The organism is Streptomyces sp. NPDC051286 (assembly GCF_044455345.1).
In the GTDB taxonomy this organism is placed as follows: Bacteria; Actinomycetota; Actinomycetes; order Streptomycetales; family Streptomycetaceae; genus Streptomyces.
Genome location: NZ_JBITER010000025.1, coordinates 37,350 through 57,534, shown reverse-complemented (window position 1 = coordinate 57,534; position 20,185 = coordinate 37,350). Strand labels below are relative to the sequence as shown.

14 protein-coding genes and 1 pseudogene are annotated in these 20,185 nt (G+C 68.1%); 6 read left to right on the top strand and 9 right to left on the bottom strand.

The features are described 5' to 3' along the window. Positions 1-142: 142 nt before the first annotated feature. From ACIBB8_RS24160 to ACIBB8_RS24140, 5 genes are all read right to left on the bottom strand, one after another. Entirely contained in the window at positions 143-526 is a 384-nt protein-coding gene (locus ACIBB8_RS24160) for a DUF3037 domain-containing protein (RefSeq protein ID WP_398955330.1), read from the bottom strand. Further along, a complete protein-coding gene (locus ACIBB8_RS24155) occupies positions 523-1,422 on the bottom strand; it encodes a HipA family kinase (RefSeq protein ID WP_398955328.1) in 900 nt (299 codons plus the stop codon). Before ACIBB8_RS24155 ends, ACIBB8_RS24160 begins: the two co-directional genes overlap by 4 nt. 142 nt (positions 1,423-1,564) lie before the next feature. Further along, positions 1,565-3,805, bottom strand: coding sequence for a xanthine dehydrogenase family protein molybdopterin-binding subunit (locus ACIBB8_RS24150; RefSeq protein ID WP_398955325.1), 2,241 nt, complete (start codon positions 3,803-3,805; stop codon positions 1,565-1,567). After that, positions 3,802-4,797 carry an FAD binding domain-containing protein gene (locus ACIBB8_RS24145; protein ID WP_398955323.1) on the bottom strand — a complete coding sequence of 332 codons (996 nt, stop codon included), beginning with the start codon at positions 4,795-4,797 and terminating at the stop codon, positions 3,802-3,804. The genes ACIBB8_RS24150 and ACIBB8_RS24145 overlap by 4 nt, the downstream gene beginning before the upstream one ends. Next, the gene (locus ACIBB8_RS24140; protein WP_398955321.1) at positions 4,761-5,333 is read right to left on the bottom strand and encodes a (2Fe-2S)-binding protein; all 573 of its coding nucleotides are present in this window, start codon (positions 5,331-5,333) and stop codon (positions 4,761-4,763) included. The genes ACIBB8_RS24145 and ACIBB8_RS24140 overlap by 37 nt, the downstream gene beginning before the upstream one ends. Before the next feature lie 411 nt (positions 5,334-5,744). On the opposite strand from ACIBB8_RS24140, the gene ACIBB8_RS24135 reads away from it, so the two are divergent. Then, positions 5,745-7,262: a GMC family oxidoreductase gene (locus tag ACIBB8_RS24135; protein ID WP_398955319.1), complete on the top strand. Its 1,518-nt coding sequence runs from the start codon at positions 5,745-5,747 to the stop codon at positions 7,260-7,262. Between the two features lie 247 nt (positions 7,263-7,509). On the opposite strand, the gene ACIBB8_RS24130 is transcribed toward ACIBB8_RS24135, so the two are convergent. Continuing rightward, the gene (locus ACIBB8_RS24130) at positions 7,510-8,454 is read right to left on the bottom strand and encodes an NAD-dependent epimerase/dehydratase family protein (protein ID WP_398955317.1); all 945 of its coding nucleotides are present in this window, start codon (positions 8,452-8,454) and stop codon (positions 7,510-7,512) included. Between the two features lie 49 nt (positions 8,455-8,503). Continuing rightward, positions 8,504-8,740 (bottom strand): annotated as a pseudogene (locus tag ACIBB8_RS24125) (chlorophyllase); the annotation flags it as partial. A 56-nt stretch (positions 8,741-8,796) separates the two neighbouring features. On the opposite strand from ACIBB8_RS24125, the gene ACIBB8_RS24120 reads away from it, so the two are divergent. Further along, positions 8,797-9,387 carry a TetR/AcrR family transcriptional regulator gene (locus ACIBB8_RS24120; RefSeq protein WP_398955315.1) on the top strand — a complete coding sequence of 197 codons (591 nt, stop codon included), beginning with the start codon at positions 8,797-8,799 and terminating at the stop codon, positions 9,385-9,387. Positions 9,388-9,743: 356 nt separating this feature from the next. After that, on the top strand, positions 9,744-10,166 hold the full coding sequence (locus ACIBB8_RS24115) for a hypothetical protein (RefSeq protein WP_398955313.1): 423 nt from the start codon (positions 9,744-9,746) through the stop codon (positions 10,164-10,166). Positions 10,167-10,775: 609 nt separating this feature from the next. Here the strand turns inward: ACIBB8_RS24115 and ACIBB8_RS24110 are convergent. After that, positions 10,776-11,867 (bottom strand): sensor histidine kinase, encoded by a 1,092-nt coding sequence (locus ACIBB8_RS24110; protein ID WP_398955311.1) that lies wholly within the window; start codon positions 11,865-11,867, stop codon positions 10,776-10,778. After that, positions 11,857-12,522 carry a response regulator transcription factor gene (locus ACIBB8_RS24105; protein ID WP_398955309.1) on the bottom strand — a complete coding sequence of 222 codons (666 nt, stop codon included), beginning with the start codon at positions 12,520-12,522 and terminating at the stop codon, positions 11,857-11,859. Before ACIBB8_RS24105 ends, ACIBB8_RS24110 begins: the two co-directional genes overlap by 11 nt. A gap of 451 nt (positions 12,523-12,973) precedes the next feature. On the opposite strand from ACIBB8_RS24105, the gene ACIBB8_RS24100 reads away from it, so the two are divergent. From ACIBB8_RS24100 to ACIBB8_RS24090, 3 genes are all read left to right on the top strand, one after another. Then, positions 12,974-17,659: a multicopper oxidase domain-containing protein gene (locus tag ACIBB8_RS24100; RefSeq protein WP_398955307.1), complete on the top strand. Its 4,686-nt coding sequence runs from the start codon at positions 12,974-12,976 to the stop codon at positions 17,657-17,659. A 484-nt stretch (positions 17,660-18,143) separates the two neighbouring features. Then, positions 18,144-19,778 (top strand): cytochrome c oxidase subunit I, encoded by a 1,635-nt coding sequence (gene ctaD, locus ACIBB8_RS24095; protein WP_398955415.1) that lies wholly within the window; start codon positions 18,144-18,146, stop codon positions 19,776-19,778. Next, complete coding sequence (locus ACIBB8_RS24090; protein WP_398955305.1) at positions 19,775-20,164, top strand: cytochrome c oxidase subunit 4; 390 nt, start codon at positions 19,775-19,777, stop codon at positions 20,162-20,164. The genes ctaD and ACIBB8_RS24090 overlap by 4 nt, the downstream gene beginning before the upstream one ends. The last annotated feature ends 21 nt before the right edge of the window (positions 20,165-20,185 follow it).

The following is a 20,185-nucleotide window of genomic DNA, read 5'->3' as shown; positions in this document are numbered from 1 at the left end:
GAGCAACCGCTTAGTACCTTCAGCAGACGAGACGCTAGAAGCCCTGACACTCGGTGTCAACGGCCCACAGGCGCAGCAGTGCATGTCACACCGGACGGCGCCGCGACCTCAGGGTCCGCGCGCGGCACCGACGGTGGCCGGATCAGCGCACCAGCAGGTCGAGCAGCCGCTCGACCTCGGCCTCCGGGTCGGCGGTGAGACCGCTGTGCACGGCGCTCGGCTGGACCACCGTGGAGCGCGGAGCGATCAGCCAGCGAAAGCGCCGCCCGGCGTCGTCACCGGCGGCCTGGCCGGCCGCGTCGCCGCCACCGCAGACGCCCTCGACGGCCCGCAGTGCCGCCCGGACCCCGACCACGTCGGCGTCCGGGTCGAGCGCCCTCAGCTTGCTCTCGTCGAGATGGGTGCGGGCCGCCACAAAGGACCTGGCGCGGCAGTACACCAGCACGCCCGCGTTGATGCACTCACCGCGCTCGACCCGGGGCACGACGCGCAGCAGCGCGTACTCGAAGACATCACGCTTGCTCACTGACTGTCGTCCTTGCTGCTCTGTGCCTCGTCGGCCCGGTCGGCTGCCGCCTTCTCGGCACGGTCCTTCTTCGTGGGGTGCGGCCACGGAGTGAGATGCTCGGTCAGCCACCCCGGCGCCCGGGACGGCGTCGACTTCGTGGGCGCGTCCATCGAGATCCGCTGGTGGATGGTGGCGGCGCGCGCCAGCAGCGGCTCCACGTAGGCGCGGCGCAGCGCGTCCGTCGTGTCGAAACCGGGCTCGTCGACCAGCCACTCGTCGGGCACCTCAGCGGTCACCTCGGTCAGCAGTTGCTCGGTGACGAGCGGGGCGAGCTCGGCGGCCGCGGCGGCGATGTCCGGGCCGAAGGGCGCGAGCACATGGTCGGAGGCGTTGTACGGTTTGGCCGCGGAGGCCTGCGCACCCGGCCAGTTGTGGTGCCAGATCATCGTGGCACCGTGATCGATGAGCCAGGCGTCCCCGTGCCAGACCAGCATGTTGGGGTTCCGCCACGACCGGTCGACATTATTGATCAACGCATCGAACCACACAACCTTCCCGGCCTCTGCCGGGTCCACCTGGTAGGCGAGTGGATCGAACCCGATCGAACCGGGCAGATAGTCCATTCCGAGATTCAGCCCGCCGCTCGCCTTGAGCAGTTCCTGCACCTCTTGGTCCGGCTCCGCGAGCCCGATGACCGGGTCGAGCTGGATGGTGACGAGTTCCGGGACCCGCAGTCCCAGCCGCCGGCCAAGTTGCCCGCAGATGACCTCCGCGACGAGGGTCTTCCGGCCCTGCCCTGCGCCGGTGAACTTCATGACATACGTACCGAGATCGTCGGCCTCGACGATGCCCGGGAGCGAGCCGCCCTCACGCAGGGGCGTGACGTAGCGCGTCGCGATGACCTCTGTAAGCATTTCCCCAGGCTATCCGGCGGTCGAGCTTCACAATCCAAGGGGCGGGCCGAATCTCCACCCGTCCCGCGAGGACCGCCCATCAGCCCTGGGGAGAACCTGGGGAGTTCCGGCCTGCGGCCCACTCCCCCGCTCCCGATCAGCTTCACAGCAGGTCTTCTATCGTGATGGGCAATTTGCGGATGCGGCGTCCGGTGGCGTGGTGGACCGCGTTGGCGATGGCCGCGGCTGCGCCGACCTGGCCGATCTCGCCGACGCCCTTGACGCCGAGTGGATTGACGACCTTGTCCTCCACCTCGATGAGTTCGATGTCGACCTCAGGAGCGTCGGCATTGACCGGAACCAGGTAGTCGCCCAGGCTGGATGCAACCCAGCGGCCGCGGCGCGGGTCCATGTAGTTCGCTTCCAACAGGGCCTGTCCCAATCCCCACAGCATGCCGCCCATGAGCTGGCTGCGGGTGGTCAGGGGATTGAGCACCCGGCCGGGGGCGAAGGCGCCGACCATGTGCCGGACCCGGACCAGGCCGAGGTCGGGGTCGACTGCGACCTCGGCGAACTGGGCGCCGAAGGTCATCATCCCGTATTCGGCGGCCTCTGGAGCAGGGCTCCACACGCCGACGGCTTCCACGTCAGGCAGGAACTTGCGATCCAGCAGCTCCCCGTAGCTCTCTCCGGTCTCGGGCCGGCCGCGTAGCGCCATTCGGCCGTCGTCGACGACGACGGTGCTGGGAGCGGCTCCGTGCAGCGGGGACCGGGGGTCCGCGATCGCCCGGGCGACGAGCTGGTCGCGCAGGTTGGTGGCGGCGGTGTGGACAGCGGCACTGATCATGCCGGCGCCGGCGGAGGCGGCTGCTAGGGCGATGGTGGGCAGCGTGGTGTCGCCTCCTTCGAAGCGGCACCGTTCCGGTGAGATGCCGAGGGCGTCGGCGACAACCTGAGTCATCACCGTGGCGACTCCGGTGCCGAAGTCGGGGGTGGCGGCCTGGACGACCGCGGTGCCGTCCGCGTACAGCCGGGCTCTGGCGCGCTGGGGGTTGACGGGCTCAAAGACGAGGTAACCGGCCGTGGCCATGCCGTAGCCGACGAGCCAGCGGCCGTCGCGGTGGGAGCGTGGTTCGGGGTTGCGGCGCTGCCAGCCGAAGCGTTCTGCACCGCGCTGGTAGCACTCCTTCAGGCCGCTGCTGGACCAGGGATTGCCGGTGGTGGGGTCGATGTCGGCGTAGTTGCGCAGCCGCAGTTCGACGGGGTCGATGCCCAGCTGGTGGGCGAGGTCGTCCATGGTGCTCTCAAGGGCGAACATACCCGTGGCCTCGCCGGGAGCCCGCATGAAGGTGGGCGTCATGGTGCTGGCCCGGAACAGCCGGTACACGCCTTCGTAGTTGGGGCACGCGTAGATGCGGGAGGCCACTCCGAGTGAGGGTTCGGCCCAATCGTCGAAGGGCGAGGTGGGCGAGAGTTTGTGGTGGCGTAGCGCGGTCAGGCGCCCTTCGCCGGTCGCTCCCAGCGTGATGCGCTGTTCCTGCTCCTCACGATGGCCGACAGATGTGAACATCTGCTCCCGGGTGAGGCAGAGTTCGACCGGGCGCCTCACCTGGCGTGCTGCGAGGGCTGCCAGGACCGGGTGCGCCCAGGTCGATGCCTTGCAGCCGAAGCTGCCGCCCACGAAGTGGGAGATGACGCGCACCTTGGAGGGGGTCAGGCCGAGCAGTGCGGCGACGGTGACCTGGACGGAGGCGACGCTCTGGGTGGCGTCGTAGAGGGTGAGCCGGTCCCCGTCCCATGCTGCGGTGGTGGCTGACGGCTCGATCGGGTTGTGGTTGTTGGCCGCGTAGGTGTATGTGGCATCGACGCGTACATCGGCCTGAACCAGGCCGGCGTTCACATCGCCTCGCTCGTCCCGGCCGGGGATGAACCCGCCGAAGATCGCCTCAGGCTCGTAGGCGTGGTCGCGGCCCTGCTCGAGCGTCGTCACCGGCGGCGACTGCTCGTAGTCGATGCGGATGAGCGCGGCGGCGTGCTGGGCGCGCTCCAGGGTGTCGGCGACCACGAGGGCGACCGGCTGGCCGAAGTAGTGGATCACCTCGTCCTGCAGGGGGAAGAAACTCTGCCCGGGAGTGGGTACGACCGCGAGCACAGGGAGCAGCGGGGGCTGGGCCGCGATCTTCGGCAGGTTCTGGTGGGTCAGGATCGCGTGTACGCCCCAGCTCTCCTGTGCCTCGGTGGTGTCGATGCGTGTGATGCGTCCGCTCGGCACCCTGGCCCCCACCAAAACCGCGTACGCCAGCCCCTCCAGGTGCACATCCGCCGAGTAACGCGCCGCGCCAGTAACCTTGTGGCGGCCATCGACCCGGACCGCGGGTGCTCCGATCGCAAGTGCGCTCGTCATGACCGTTTCTCCGTGCTGGTGAGGGTCTCCAGAGCGCGGATCATGGTCCGCTGGGCCAGCTCGACTTTGAACGCGTTAAGCAACTGGGGCCGGGCGGCGGCGAGCTCATCACGCGCGGCGCGGGCGAAGGTGTCCGGGTCGGCGCGTGCTCCGCGCAGCACATCCTCGGCCCGGCAGGCCCGCCAGGGTTTGGTGGCCACGCCGCCCAGCGCCAGCCGCACCTCGCGGATCACCCCGACGGTCACCGTCAGTGCCGCCGCCACCGAGGCCAGAGCGAACTCGTACGATTCACGGTCGCGCACCTTCAGGTACAGGGAGTGAGCGGCGGCGCGATTTCCCGGCACCTCGATGCCCACGATCAGTTCGCCGTGTTCAATCGGGTGCTCCAGGTGCGGGGTCGTCCCCGGCAAGAGAAAGAAGTCGTCGATCGCATAGACGCGCCGACCGTGCGGGCCCTCGGTGTGAATCCGGGCGTCCAGCGCCACCAGCGGCACAGCCACGTCCGACGGGTGAGTGGCGATGCAGTGATCGCTTGTCCCCAGCACCGCGTGCCCGCGGTTGAATCCGTCGAGCGCACTGCAGCCGCTCCCCGGGTCCCGCTTGTTGCACGGTGAGATCCCGTCCCGGAAGTACCCACAGCGCACCCGCTGCATCATGTTGCCGCCCATGCTGGCCATGTGCCGCAACTGGGCGGAGGCCCCCAGCTCCAGGGCCTGTGCGATGAGCGGGAAGCGCTCGCGTACAGCAGGCGCCTCGGCCACCTCGCTCATCCGGGCCAGCGCCCCGATGTACACGCCGCCGTCCGGCCGCTCCTCGATCTGCGTCAGCGGCAGGCCATTGATGTCCACCAGCCGCCTGGGCAGCAGCACGTTCTGTCGCAGCAGGTCGACCTCCGTCGTCCCTCCGGCCAGGAAGTCGCTGGTGGGATCGGAGGCGACCGTCGCCACCGCCTCGGCTACGGCACCGGCTCGCGAGTAGCTGATGGGCCGCATACGGTCTCCTGGGATCGGTCACGCACCGTGCTGATGGCGGCACGAATGTGGGGGTATGCGGCGCAGCGGCACAGGTTGCCACTCATCCACTCCCTGATCTCCGCGTCGTCGCGCGCATGCCCCTCTCTGAGCAGTGCCACCGCGGACATGATCTGGCCCGGGGTGCAGTAGCCGCACTGGAACGCGTCCTGCTCGATGAAGGCGCTCTGCATCGCATCCAACTCGTCACCCTCGGCGAGGCCCTCGATCGTGATGACCTCGTGTCCCTCGCAGGCGATGGCCAAGGTGAGACACGCCAGAATTCGGCGGCCGTCGACCCACACGGTGCACGCCCCGCAGGTTCCCTGGTCACAGCCCTTCTTCGCGCCCGTCAGGTGCAGCCGCTCACGCAACGCGTCCAGGAGGCTCACCCGTGGCTCGATGTCCACAGTGCGCTCGACGCCGTTGACCACCAACGTCACGGGGACGGGGCCGGGGCCGCGCTCTCGGAGAACCGCCGCCTCAGCCACCCTTGAGGGAACGTGCGGGGCAGACACCTTCGGACCTCCTCCCCTCCCGCCCATCGTCCCTCTCGCCCGAATGGCCTGCCACCTGAAGCTGTGAGAGCGCAGTTGATCCGGTCAACTACAGGTCACCTTCCGACCGGGCGCTGAGCTCGCTGCGCCGGGCACTGCCGCCTACTCTGGCCTGGAGTCACTTTCCGGTGGGGCAGATCTTTGACACCCCGGGTCCGGGTCATCTGCACACCCGCCTTGCGCTCCTGGTCGGCACGCTTTCATGACTGCCCGACCCCTCATCTTCAAGGGGTGGCGTACCTGCGGGGAAAGACGAGGCGCCGCGCGGTTCGTCGAGGCCCGGTCCCGGGCCCGCCAGGGCATGGCGCAGGCCGAGACCGGATCGGGGCCGGACAGGGCGGCCTTGCCGGGGCGCCGCTTTTGGAGGACGTCATGAACAGCAGATGCGACTATGTCGTCGTGGGCGGTGGCACCGCGGGCTGCGTGCTCGCGGCCCGGCTGTCGGAGGATCCCCGGGTGAGAGTGTTGCTGCTCGAGGCAGGGCCGGCGACCGGCCCGGACCGCATGGCCATCCCGCCGGCCTGGCCGACGCTGATCGGCAGCGAGGTCGACTGGGGGTTCACGACCGTGGCCGAGCCGGGCCTCGGCGGCGGCGTGCGGGCCTACCCGCGAGGCAAAGTGCTCGGCGGGTCCAGCAGCATCAATGCGATGGCTCACCTGCGTGGGCATCGCGACAGCTACGACGTCTGGGAGGCTGCAGGCGCGACCGGGTGGAACTACGAGTCGCTGCTGCCCTGCTTCCGTCGCAGCGAAGACACCCGCGATCGCGACACCCGCTACCGCGGGGTCGGCGGGCCGATGCACGTCGGCCCGCCAACCACCATCCACCCGGTCGCGCGCGCCGGGCTCGACGCACTCACCGAGCTCGGTTATCCCACCACGGACGACATCAACGGCGAGCGGCAGGAAGGCGCGGCCTACTGGGACATGAACGTTGTCGACGGAACGCGCCAGTCCGCCGCCGACGCGTACCTTCGTCCGGTACTCGACCGGCCCAACCTCACCGTCAGGACCGGGGCGCTGGTGCACCGGCTGGTGTTCGCCAACGGGCGGTGCACAGGCGTCGACTACACCCTCAACGGTGAGCCACGACGGGCGGAAGCGTCCCATGAGACGCTGCTGTGCGCGGGGGCCATCGGGTCACCGCAGTTGCTCATGCTCTCCGGCATCGGACCCGCCGACGAGCTGCGCACCCTCAGTATCGAGACCAGGGCCGACCTCCCGGCCGTCGGGAAGAACCTTCAGGATCATCCGCTTGCCGCGGTGGTGTACACAGCGGCCAAGCCGCTGCCGGACGGAGTGAACGACCACTCCGACATCACCGCGGTGGTCCACACCGAGCCCGACCTGGACCACCCGGACCTGCAACTGCTCTTCCTCGACCTCCCCTACGGTCCGCCGACCGTGCAGAAGCCACCGAGCGGGTACTCGATCGGGTTTGCCGCGCTGTATCCGCGCAGCCGGGGATCCGTCACACTCACGTCCGACGACGTCGCCGCCGCTCCGCTGATCGATCCCGGGCTGCTCGCTGATCCCGCTGACATGGACTCCATGCTGGCCGGGCTGCACCTCGCATACCGGCTCGGCGAGACACGGGCGTTCGCCGCCCTGCGAGACCAGGAAGTGCTTCCCGGCCCACCAGCGCACGAACCGGACCAGGAGCGGGACTTCCTTCGCCGCGCAACCAACTCCTACTACCACACCGCCTGCACCTGCCGGATCGGCACCAGCGACGATGGCGTCGTCGACCCGCAGCTCCGCGTCCATGGCGTCGACGGGCTGAGGATCATCGACGCGTCGGTGATGCCCTCGCTTCCTGCCGCAAACCCCAACGCCACAGTCCTCGCCATCGCCGAACGCGCGGCGGAGCTCATTACGGGCGGCGCTTGACGATCCGACCGTACCGACACCCGAAGGGGGCTGCAGTGTGAAGCAACGTCCCCATTCGGGCTTCAGCGTCATGCGACCACATCGACGGTGCCCCTGCTCAGGCCGCCGCTGGGCCGCGGTCCCGTCCGGATACGCGTTGCCTGGGGCAGGGTGGCGTCTCGCAGTACGGCGGTGGGGGCGCACGGGGGCGCCCCCACCACTGTCCGGGCAGGCATGGACGGGTCCCCCATGCCAGGGCGGGTTTGGCTCAGCTGTTGTTGCCCGCGCGGAGCCACGCGAGGTAGTCACCGACGGCTCGTTCGGTGTCGTACTCAGCCTGGTAGCCGGTGTCTTCCTTCAGGCGGCTGATGTCGAGGACCAGATGTGGTGCGGTGCCTCCGGTGGGAAGGTCGACCTGGGCGTCGGGGACCGTCTTCAGAATCGCCTCGATGATCTGGGCGTTGGTCGTGGCCCGGCCGGAGCCGACGTTGTACGTGCGGTGGTTCAGCTTGTCCGCGAGCTGGAGGAGGGCGATCGCCCGCCCGGTGTCCTTCACGTAGGTCAGGTCGAGCCCGTCCTCGGCGAAGGCCGGGTGTACGAGGTGGGTGAGGTCCGGGGCCGTGCCGTGGGCGGCCGCATGGATGAGGGCGGGCGCGGCGAAGAAGGGATCGGGGTGACCGAGCGGGCCCCAGGTGCCGGAGATACGGCAGTTGACGATGTCGATGCCCGTGGTGTCGGCGAGGAATCCGCCCAGCATTTCGCCGACCTTCTTGAAGGTGGGGATCGAGACGGGCGCGGTCATCGGCAGCGGAGCGTCCTCGCACAGCGGTCCGTCGTTCTCGGCGCCGAGGTAGACCCCGATCGTGCTGGCGATGCCCAGGCGCCGCACGCCCCAATCCTGTGCCGCCTGTGCGATGTTCAGCAGCCCGACGAGCGCCTGCCGGGTCGCCTCGACCGGCGCTTCCGGGACGGGCGGCCAAGGGTAGGACCCGGCCAGGTGCACGATGCCCGTGATGTCGTGGCGGCGGCCGACGGCGAGCAGGGCATCGCGGTCGGTGATATCCGCCTGCTCGACCTTCACTTGTGCTCCGGCAAGTACGGGCGGGAGTTCGCGGGCGCGGCGCTGGACCACGACGCAGTCTGCGCCCAGGTCGAGCAGTGCGCGCACGGTGTGCGATCCGATGAAGCCGAGTCCTCCGGTGACGAGGATCATCACATGTCCTTTCTGGTGCAGTCGCGATCGTCGGCGGTGGGGAGGTTCTTCACTTGCTCCGCAGGTTCCCGAGCGACTCGGGGGCGGCCTCCAGCGCGGTGGCCGCCGCCTTCCAGGCGGCGTCGTCGCCGTGGAGGGTGCGGTGCAAGAAGGCCGTGGTGAGCTGCTGGATCAGGGCGACGCGCGCGGGGCTCTCGTCGGTCGTCTCGGCAACCTGGTGGCCGGGGATGCCGCCGAGCGAGTGCTCGGCTCCGAACAGCGTGAGCAGGCTCTTGTCGCCCGGGCTGCGCGATACGGAACATGGTTCCGCTTTGCAAGACCGGTCTTGAAAGGAGTGCCGTGGTGAACGAGAGCAGCCAGCGCCAGGGAAGTTCGGCCACCTCCAAGCGCAAAAACGCCCGGCGCAATCAGCAGACCCTGCTGGACGCCGCCGCCGCGGTCTTCGTCACCTCGGGAGTGGACGCGCCGGTACGCGAGATCGCCGCCAAAGCCGGCGTCGCACTGGCCACCTTCTACCGCCACTTCCCCAACCGGGCCGACCTCGTCATCGCCGTCTACCGCCACCAGGTCGACACCTGCGCCGAAACCGGCCCGGCCCTGCTGGCGGCAGGCCCGACACCCTTCGCCGCCCTCGAACGCTGGGTCGACCTCTTCGTCGACTTCCTGGTCACCAAGCACGGCCTGGCCGCCGCGATGCAGACCGACAGCACCGGCTTCGAGACGCTGCACGCCTACTTCCTCGACCGCCTCCTGCCGGTGTGCACCCAGCTCCTCGACGCCGCAGCCGCCGCCGGCGAGATCCACCCCGGCCTCGACGCCTACCACCTCATGCGCGGCATCGGAAACCTCTGCATCGGCACCGAAAGCGACCCCCGCTACGACGCACGCCAGCTGATCGCACTCCTCCTCGCAGGACTGCGCCAACCACGCTGACCGTGACGCCCGCGCATGACGGGAACCCGTATGAACGGCCCTTTTCGACGGCTTGCCCGCCTGATGCCCAGGCGTGGGCGCGCCGCCGCGCCGGCGGCGCGGGCGCGCGAGGCGGTGGACGCGCCCTGGACCCGCACGCTCGCCGCGGGCATCACGTGGCCGTCGAATTCGTCGAACCGCCGCCCTGTCCGCGCCCGCGGCAACGGGGCTGGACCCGCGCTCTTACAGAAGGGTCTCCTGATCGCGCCCAGCGTCCTCGACCGGGTCGGCATCCTGCGCGCCGCCGCGCCTGGCACCACTGCCCCGTCCCTGTCGCGCTCGCCGTCGACGAGGCGGACGGACCTCCGGCCGCCGAGGTGTGCTGGTACCTCGCCCGCGAAGTCCACCGCTGCGGCCAATTCTCGACCAGCCGCTACATCAAGGGGCTGCGCAAGCAGGCGACCGAAGGCGGTGACGGCGCGCATCTCGTCCTCGGCACGGTGCCGGCCCCGCTCTCCCGGCCCACGGCCCACCAGCCGGACGAGGTCGTTCGCCGTGCTGGCTCACTGGCCATCACCGAACGCCGCGACGTCCTGGCCCACCGCGTCGCCGACTTCTGCGGGCGCTGGGACGGCGGACAGGACTGGCACACCGGCACCGTCACCAGTGTGCGCCCGGACTTCTGCGCCACCGCCCGCGCCTGGGCCCAGCGCCGCGCGGTGGGGAGTTCCTGGGGAGTTCTTCCAGCTCCTGGAGAGCCCGTGGGGGAGTTCCAGCGGCACAAAGCCGAAAGCCACTGAAAGGGTCTGACAAAGAGTTCTCGCAGGTCAGGGGTGTCACGCACACCAAAAGCCCAGGTGACCGGCGCGACCTCGTAGCTTACATGACATACGTACCGAGATCGTCGGCTTCGACGATGCCCGGGAGCGAACCGCCCTCACGCAGCGGCGTGACGTAGCGCGTCGCGATGACCTCTGTAAGCATTTCCCCAGGCTATACGGCCTGACCCCCTGGAAATCCACGGACCAGGTGGGCGTCGCGCAACCTGAGGTATCGCGTCCGATCAGTCCTGGGGAGAATCTGGGGAGTTTCGACTGGCCTTCCGGTCAGCCTGACCCCCGAGGAGTCCGTCAAACCTGGCCCGCCCCCGGTTGGGCCAGGTGCGGGTGCCGATCTCCTCCTTGAGCAGGGCCCAGAAGCTTTCCGCGGCGGCGTTGTCGAATCATGATCCGGTGCGTCCGCAGCTCTACCGCATCCCCAACTTCCGTATTTGATCGCGTAATTGGTTCGACGTGTACCCGCTTCCGCGATCACTGTGTATGACGCAGCCGGGCTCCAGACGGGCCCGTCCGTGGGCCATGTCGAGGGCGTCCACGACGAGTTCGGCGCAGGGGTTCACCAAGCCGAGTTCAGGCGGAATCCTCGATCTGAGCCGCTCGCAGGCGTGGCTGCCCTGACGGGCCGGCCGGTGCCGGCCTTGGCTCGGCCGCCGGTGGGTGCAGCGGCAGCGCTATCCGGAGCAACGAGCCGCTCGGCGGCTCGGACACCACGGCGAGGCTACCGCCATGCCCCTCGACGACGGCACGCACGATCGCCAGGCCGAGCCCGGTGCCTGGGCGACCCGACGACTGGGGTTGGCCACTCCCGTCGTCGGCCCCCGACCGGGCGAAGCCGATGCCCGTGTCCTTCACGTCGACCACGGCACCGCTGCGGGTCGCGCGACAGCGCAGCGCGATGGCGTCCCCGTCCACGGTGAACTTCACGGCGTTCTCCACCAGGGCGTCGAGGGCAGCCTCGAGCCGGGACTCGTCACCCTCGACCAGGACGGCGGGCGCGTCCAGGAGCCAGTCACGGTCCGAGGCGGGCCGCCAGCGCTGGACCGTCCGCTGCAGGAGAGAGCCGAGGTCGACGGGGCCCCACTCGAACGTGGTGGGCTCGTAGGCGTCGGCCAGGACGAGGAGACGGCCGGCGAGGCTGCCGAGCTTGTCCAGCTCGTCCACCACCACGTCGAGGTCGTCCTTGCTCTCCGGGGTCGGCAGCTCGTTCCGGACCATCTCCGCGTAGCAGCGGGCCACCGTGATCGGCGTACGCATCTCGTGCGAGCAGTTGCGGACGAACAGCTCCTTGACCTCCTGCGCGCGACGCTCGCGCTCGACAAGGCTCTGCGTCTCCGCGAGGGCAGCGGCCCGCCGGCGTACGTGCCAGACCATGGCGAGGAACACCAGCGCCATCAGCGGGACCTCGGCCAGTTCGTCCCACTCGGCGTGGCCCTTCGCTATGAACCGGCTCAGCGCAGTACCGGTGACCAGGGTGACCACGGTCAGCACGACGGCCGTGCGACGAACCGACCAGCTCTGGACGCCGTAGACGATGGACATGCTGATCCACACCAGGTGGAACACCACGGTCTCGAGGGCGGGCGCGATGAGCAGCAGCAACTGGCTGCACGCGGCGAACAGCACCCAGCCGACGAAGACGAGACGTCGGCGCTCAGCCGGCATTGAACGCGTATCCGACATTGCGCACCGTCTCGATGACCGGCCGAGGAACCTTGCTGCGGATCCGGCGGACCGTCGCGTCGACCACGTTGCTGCCAAGGTCGTCGGCGTAGCCCCAGACGCTCGCGAGGAGCTCAGGCCGGCTGCACACCTCCCCCGCTCGCCGCATGAGGTGGCCCAGCAGCATGAACTCGCGGTGCGACAGGGGCACCTCTCTCCCGTCGACACTGAGCGCCTGCCGCTCGAGATCGAGGGTGACCTCCCCGATGTGAAGCCACCGCTGGGAAACGCTGGTGGAGGACGCACGGAGCCTGGTGCGGATACGCTCCACCAGTTCCGCGGTCGCGAAGGGCTTGCCGAGGAAGTCGACGGCCCCGATCTGCAGGCAACGGACCCGGGTGGCGACGTCCATCACGGCGGACAGGACGAGAACCCGCTGGTCGGGTCGTCGGTCGAAGGCGCGCTGCATCACCTCGAAACCGTCGAACCCCGGCAGCATGAGATCGAGCACGACCAGGTCGAACTCGCCTTCTCGTAAACGGCGTACGGCGTCCGGACCGGACCCCGCGCTGTCGACGACGTGACCGTCCGCTTCCAGCGTGCGCTTCAGGTAGGCACGTAGCCGCGCCTCGTCCTCGACGACCAACAGCCGAGCCATGGTGGCTACCACCTCCTCCCCCGCCGCGCACTCGACAGCGCCCCCTGGGCTGTCATCTGCGGCTGTCCTCGGATCTTATAAGGGCCGCACCCGGCGTTCCACAGTCGATCTCGCAACGATGTCGGGATTGAGCCGGTTCGACACCCGTCGACGGCGACCGCGATGACGTTGTGTGAGCAGTCTTGCACGCCGGGCGATGACGCGTCCGGTGTGCCGACGTCCCGCGCCGTCCGGCCTCGCGACGCCGCGTCATGACATCTGGATGAGAGGCGCGTCATCTTCGGCCCTGCCCTCAGCGGCCGGCCGCAGACTTGCCGCGCGCGCCACCGGCCGGTGGCAGTGCTCGTGGCTTCGTTCTCGCCTCCTCCAGGGGGCCAGGGGGCCGGACCCGAGCGCTCAAGTGGCGGCGGGTCACCAAGGGGAGAGGGAAGACGTGTTCAGGAAACAGGCAATGAGACCGTTGGGGAAGCGGAGACGGCGCTCCGTCGCGCTGATCGGCGCCGGGGCAATGGTGGCGATCTTGATGGGTCTGCCGCCGTCGCCGGTCGAGCAGGCGCAGGCGGCCGCCACCAGCGGGCCGAGCAGCCCGACGGACGAGACGAAGGTCCCACACTACTTCGGCCCGTGGGCAAACTGGGCCAACAGCCCGCTGACCCTGTCGAAGGCCAAAGTGACCATCAAGTCCACCGCGATGTCTGTGGGAAACCCGTTGGTCGAGCGGGCACACGCGACCGACTACGCGACACCGCAAGGCAAACTCGGGCCGGTGCTCGTCGTCCTGGGCGGCTCTCCGCTGCCCGACGGCACCCTCAAGGGCTTCCAGACCTGGAACCAGGTCAAGCCAGGAGGGAGCCCCTCGGCATCCGAGGGCGGCCTCTTCCATGCCTACGTCCTGCGGCCGACAGACACACCGGACAAGTACACCGTAGTGGCCGACAGCGGGCTGAAGACGGTGCCCAAGCCGACCGCGGCAACCGGAGAGGTCACGACGTACGACGTCCCCGACGTCGCCGTGCAGACCGGCGACGTCATCGGTTTCTACGGTCAGGGCATCCCGGTCGACACCGGTCTCAGCTCCCACACCGACACCTTCATGTACCCGGCCGGCGTCGACAGCACCACATCCCCGCCGACCAATGTGCCTCCGACCGAGGGTGGCACGGTGACGGTGGGTTCGGCCGACTACCCGCTCTACCCGACCCAGGACCGGCAGTACTCCTTCGGGGCACAGGTGGCCCCGGCCAGCGCCGGGACCGGCGCCGAGGCGACGGCCACGGTGGACCCGCAGACCGGCGGCATCGCCGACATCGAAGTGACCGCCCCAGGGCACGACTACGTTGCCGGCGCGACGTCGGTCACCATCGACGGTGGCACCACGGCAGCGACCGCGAAGGCCACCGTCAAGTCGTCCGGGGCCGTGGTCGGTCTCACGGCTGGCGCGGGCGGCGGCGGCTACGGCGGTTTCACGGTGGACATCACCGGTGGCGGCGGCAACGGTGCTGCCGCAACGGCCTTCGGTGGGGTGGGCGCCGTGACGATCACGGACGGCGGGTCGGGCTACACCATGCCGACGGTGGACTTCGACCTTCCTGACGACCTGAACGGCACAGTGGCCAAGGGGCACGTCGACCCGGGCGATCTCGCTGCCGACGGCAGCGTCACGAAGGTGACCGTCGACGACCCCGGCAGCGGCTACAGCAGCGCACCCGGCATCGTGATCCGCAACGGGACGTTGGCCGACCCGATCGGCGGCGCGACGCCGGCAAATGTCTCCAGCAGTCTGAAACTGGTGGCGCTCACCGTAGACAGGATCGGCTCCGGCTACACCGGAACGCCCGACGTCACCCTCACCGACCCGACGGGCAAGGGAGGCACCGGGGCAGCGGCAAAGGCCGTGACGGACACCGGCGCGATCAGTGGAATCAAGGTCACCGACCCGGGGGCCGGCTATCTCTCGGTCGGGATGAAGAAGTTCCAGGACAAGCTGCCGGTCACCTGCGACCCCGGGGCGGACGGCACGGGGTGTCCTGACGTCGCACAGTTGCATGAACCATCGACGAAGCCGTCGGAGAAGTTCATCCCTGTGGGTGTGCCGGAGTCTGTCACCACCAAGGGCAAGCCGGCCGACGAGTACGTCATCGGTCTTGTGCAGTACCTCACCCGGTTCTCCTCGGACCTGCCGCCCACCCTGGTGCGAGGTTACGTCCAGCTGTCGACGGACGCGGTGCCCGGACGGAAGGTCCCGCTCTACAACGAGCTGATGGACGGCACCAGGCAGCCGCTGCCGTACACGGGTGTGACCTCACCGCAGTGGATGGGCCCCTTCATCGCCGCGACCAAGGACCGGCCGGCGCGGATCGTATTCCGGAACCTGCTCCCGAAGGGCGCCGACGGTGACCTGTTCCTGCCGGTCGACAGCACCGGCATGGGCGCCGGCATGGGTCCGATGACGATGCCCGCACCGAAGAATGACGGCACCGTCATGGACGAGGTGCGCAATCCGATGTGCACGAACGACAAGGCCGGCTGCTTCACGGACAACCGGGCCACGTTGCACCTGCACGGCGGCATCACGCCGTGGATCAGCGACGGCACCCCGCACCAGTGGATCACCCCGGCCGGCGAGACCACGGACTGGCCGCAGGGTGTCAGCGTGCAAAACGTGCCGGACATGGTGGATGGCAGCGGGGCGACACTCTGCGCCGTGAAGGACGACGGCTGCTCGACGTTCTACTACACCAACCAGCAGAGCGCCCGGCTGATGTTCTACCACGACCACTCCTACGGCATCACCCGGCTGAACGTGTACGCCGGCGAGGCCGCGGGCTACACCATCACCGACGACACGGAGAAGGCGCTGGTCAACAGCGGCACGATCCCCGACGCGGGTGACACCATCCCGCTGCTCGTCCAGGACCGCACGTTCGTGCCGGACGACTCCCAGCTCAAGGACCAGAAGGACGCCAACGGCACGATCATCTCCTACGGTCAGGACCCCACCTGGGACACGAAGCGCTGGGGCACCAAGGGCAGCTTCTGGTACCACCACGTCTACATGCCTGCGCAGAACCCGGGCGACCCGTCGGGCATGAGCTCGTACGGGCGCTGGATGTACGGGCCGTGGTTCTGGCCGCCGGCCCATGACACCAAGTACGGGCCGATCGCCAACCCGTACTACGACCCGAAGTGCAAGCTGGACGACGAGTCGACCTGGCAGTACCGGACCGCCCCGTTCTGCGAGCCGGAGCAGATCCCCGGCACGCCGAACATCTCGATGGGCATGGAACAGTTCAACGACACCCCCATCGTCAACGGGGTCGCCTACCCGAAGGTGACGCTTCAGCCGAAGACCTACCGGATGCGGCTGGTCAACGCCGCGAGCGACCGGTTCTTCAATTTCCAGTGGTACAAGGCCGACCCGACGCAGGGCGACGGCACGACCGAGGTGGCGCTGAACAAGAACGAGCTGGCGGCCGCGCAGACCGACCCGAACGTGTCGCCCACCCCGACGGACGCGAACAACGACGCCGTCGGGCCGGACTGGATCCAGATCGCCAACGAGGGTGGCTTCCTGCCGGCGCCGGCTGTCATCGACGGCCAGCAGCCGACTACCTGGATCACCGACCCGACGCGCTTCGACGTCGGCAACGTGGACAAGCACTCGCTGACTGTCGCGCCGGCCGAGCGGGCCGACGTGCTGGTGGACTTCTCAAAGTTCGCCGGCAAGACGCTCATCCTGTACAACGACGCACCCGCGGCCTACCCGGCACGTGTCTCGTCGTACGACTACTACACGGATGCACCCGATCTCAGCTCGGCCGGCGGCGCACCGAAGATCCTTCCGGGGTACGGGCCCAACACGCGCACCGTGATGCAGGTGACCATCGCGGACACGACGCCGGCTCCGGCGTTCAGCCTGGCAAAGCTGCAGGCCGCCTTCAAGCACCATGCAGACGGCTCGGGCGTCTTCGAGTCCGGGCAGAACCCCGTGATCGTCGGGCAGGCGGCCTACAACTCGGCGTACGGCACGAGCTTCGCCACCAGCAGCAATTGCAACGTCAAGAACACGTCCGTGAACACCTGTGACGGCTTGGTCCGCGTGAACGACACGTCGGCGTTCGGCTTCAACACGCTCAAGGCGCCGAACACCAAGATGACGATGCCGCTGCAGCCGAAGGCCATCCACGACGAGATGAACGCGACGACGTTCGACGACTTCGGTCGGATGCAAACCAACCTCGGTGTCGAGGCGCAGCCACCGACGCCGGGGGCGCAGAACGCGACGTTGTACCCGTACATCAACCCACAGACCGAGCTGATTGACGGCACCGACCTGCCCAGGGCAGACATGAAAATGACGCCTATCAGCACCAACAAGGACGGGACGCAGATCTGGCGGTTCACCCACAACGGGGTGGACACACACCCGATGCACTTCCACCTGTACGACGTCCAAGTCCTCAACCGGGTGACCTGGGACAACATCGTCATCAAGCCCGACGCCAACGAGCTGGGGTGGAAGGACACCGTACGGATGAGCCCGCTGGAGGACACGATCGTCGCGCTGCGGCCGGTCGTGCCGACGGTGCCGTTCGAGGTGCCGAACTCCGTCCGGCTGCTGGATCCGACGATGCCACTTGGCAACACGTCGATGTTCAACAACATCGATCCGCAGGGCAACCCGACGGCAGCCATCACCAACAAGCTGGTGAACTTCGGCTGGGAGTACGTCATCCACTGTCACATCCTCAGCCACGAGGAGATGGACATGATGCGTCCCCAGTCGCTGGCGCTGCCGCCGTCGAAGGCGAGCGGGCTCTCGTCAACCGTCGTGGGCACGGGCGAGAGCACCCGGATCCGGCTGGAGTGGCAGGACAACTCGATCAACGAGACCTCCTTCATCGTCCAGCGGACGAGTGACGGCGGCACCACGTGGGCCGACGTCGGCACAGTCGACTCGCCGCTGGACCAGCCGAACACCCACGGGACCCGCGCCTTCGTCGACCTGACGGCATCGGTGTCCACGCAGTACCTCTACCGGGTTGTCGCACTCAACAGGGTCGGATACGGCGGCGAGTTCCCGAGCATGTCGGTGAAGTCGGTGTCGGAGCCGCTCCAGGTGACCCCAGCACCGTGATGTCAGGAAGGCTGAACCTCGATCGCGGCTGAGTGACCACGTACGACAGGAGGGCGGGCCCCCGGCCCGCCCTCCTGTGCAGCGATTGCGGTACGGGCCAGTCCCCCGTCTCTCCTCGGTGCCGCCCGGTTCATGGACCGGCTGCGTGGCCGGATCCGCTGGTCCGCTGCCAGAGCACAGTCGCGCATTCCCTCCCGAACGGACGGGCCGTCACCCGGTCGGCCCGGCGCTCGCACCAAGTGACGACGGTCTGACTCATGACCGCCGGGCATCCGGGACCCGTCGGGCCCATGGGACACCCGATCGGAGCACCGGTGAACTGGTGAATTCGAGGTGTCACCGCCAGTCGTATGGGCCGTCGATGGTGGCAGGCTCCACCATCGAGTCAACCGGGAGGGACGGAGGACCGATGGCGCAGGAGCTGCAGGAAGCCGCGTCGGCCGAGCCGGTGGGCAACAGGCGCATCAATGCCGGTGTGAGGCTCATGGGCTGGCTGACTACCACGGACCACAAGGTCATCGGCAATCTCTACATGGTCACCGCGTTCGGGTTCTTCCTGCTCGGTGGAGTGTTGGCCATGCTTATGCGAGCGGAGCTGGCCCGGCCAGGACTTCAGATTGTCGGCGCGGAACAGTACAACCAACTGTTCACGATCCACGGCACCGTCATGATGCTGCTGTTCGCCACGCCGATGTTCGGCGGCTTCGCGAACGCCATCATGCCGCTGCAGATCGGCGCGCCCGACGTCGCCTTCCCTCGCTTGAACGCGCTCACCTACTGGCTCTTTCTCTTCGGCGGAATCATCGTGGTGTCCGGATTCATGGTGCCCGGCGGCGCGGCACACTTCGGCTGGTTCGCTTACGCTCCGCTGAACAGTGCCGTCTTCTCGCCCGGCGCCGGCGGAGACCTCTGGATCATGGGCCTGGTGCTGTCGGGAATCAGTACGACCCTGGCATCGGTCAATTTCATCACTACGATCGTCTGTCTGCGCGCCCCCGGTATGACCATGTTCCGGATGCCGATCTTCACCTGGAACGTTCTGTTCACCTCGATCCTCGCGCTGCTCGCGTTTCCGGTGCTCGCTGCCACGCTGCTCGTCCTCGAAGCCGACCGGAAGTTCGGGGCGCATGTTTTCGACTCCGCCAACGGCGGGGCACTGCTGTGGCAGCACCTGTTCTGGTTTTTCGGCCATCCCGAGGTCTACATTGTCGCGTTGCCCTTCTTCGGAGTGGTGAGCGAGATCATTCCAGCGTTCAGCCGGAAGCCGATGTTCGGGTATTTCGGAATGGTGATGGCCACGATCAGCATCACCATGCTCTCGGCGGTTGTCTGGGCCCATCACATGTTCGCCACGGGAGCCGTTCTCCTGCCGTTCTTCTCCGCCATGTCGTTCATCATCGCCGTGCCCACCGGTGTCAAGTTCTTCAACTGGATCGGCACCATGTGGCACGGCAGTATCACGTTCGAGACACCCATGCTCTGGGCGATCGGCTTTCTCGTGACATTTCTCCTCGGCGGCCTCAGCGGGGTGCTGATCGCCTCGCCCCCGCTGGATTTCCACCTCACCGACTCATACTTCATCGTCGCCCACCTCCATTACGTGCTCTTCGGCACAGTGGTCTTCGCGATGTTCGGCGGTTTCTACTTCTGGTGGCCCAAGTTGACCGGACGCATGCTGGATGAACGCATCGGACGTATTCATTTCTGGACCTTGTTCGTAGGCTTTCAGCTGACCTTCCTGGTCCAGCACTGGCTGGGGGAGGCCGGGATGCCCCGCCGCTACGCCGACTATCTCGCAGCGGACGGCTTCACCTTGCTCAATACAATTTCGTCCATCGGCTCCTTTGTGCTCGGCCTGTCGACACTGCCGTTCCTGTACAACGTGTGGCACACCAGCCGTTACGCACCGAAGGTCGAAGTGGACGACCCGTGGGGGTTCGGCCGTTCCCTGGAGTGGGCGACCTCCTGTCCACCCCCGAGGCACAATTTCCGGGCTTTGCCCCGCGTACGTTCCGACTCGCCGGCCTTCGACCTGCACCACCCCCTGAAGGAGAAGCCGGACCTCGGCCGAGGCGGGTCCCACTCCCTTTCGAGCGCTGAGGAGGAGTCGGGCGAATGAAGACCGAGGCCATTCTCTTCGCCGGAGTCGCGGGGTTCTTTCTCGTGACCGATGTTCTCTACGCCGTGTGGTCCCACGATCCGACAGGCACGGCGGCTCTCACCGTCTCGTTCCTCATGGCGTTGCTGGTCACGTTCTTCTTCGCCACCAACTACCGGAGGAAGGGACTGCGCCCCGAGGACCGCAGGGACGGGCAGATCCATGAACGGTCCGGCCCGGTGGACTTCTTTCCTCCGCACAGCATCGGGCCGTCGCTGACAGCCGCGGGGACGGCCCTGCTCGCTCTCGGTGTGGTGTTCGGTCTGTGGCTCTTCCTGATCGGGTTGGGCCTGGTCCTGGCGGGGGTGTTCGGAATGGTCTTCCAGTACGCGCGTGTGCGGGGCTGAGGGCGGCTCCCAGAGCCTGTC